The following is a 473-nucleotide window of genomic DNA, read 5'->3' as shown; positions in this document are numbered from 1 at the left end:
ATTCTTCACCGCGACTTTGTGAATCGACCATTGTACACGGGAAATAAGATGCTTGATAATCTAATTCCCATCGGAAAAGGACAAAGGGAGTTACTGATTGGGGATAATGGGCTTGGTAAAAGTGCTTTAGCCCTTGACATTGTGATGAATCAAAAAGATAAAAATGTGTATTGTGTCTATGTGTTGATTGGCCAAAAACGTTCTACAGTAAGCTCTACCATTCAATTATTAAAAGAAGCCAATGCCTTGGACTATACGACTGTTGTGGTGGCCCAAGCGACGGCCTTACCAGGATTACTTTATCTAGCTCCTTTTGCAGGGTGCGCCATTGCCGAGCACTGGATGAAAAAGGGCTTAGATACCCTGGTGGTCTATGATGATTTGAGTGCTCATGCCAATAGTTATCGTGAACTGTCCCTTTTACTGCGTAGACCTCCTGGACGTGAAGCGTTTCCTGCGGATATTTTTTATCT

General features: G+C 42.9%; 1 pseudogene. It reads left to right on the top strand.

Going from position 1 to position 473, the window contains the following annotated elements:
* Positions 1-473, top strand: a pseudogene (locus tag ACWTEW_RS32310) (F0F1 ATP synthase subunit alpha); the annotation flags it as partial.

The organism is Legionella stuttgartensis (assembly GCF_977063405.2).
This window is presented reverse-complemented; position numbering and strand designations above follow the sequence as displayed.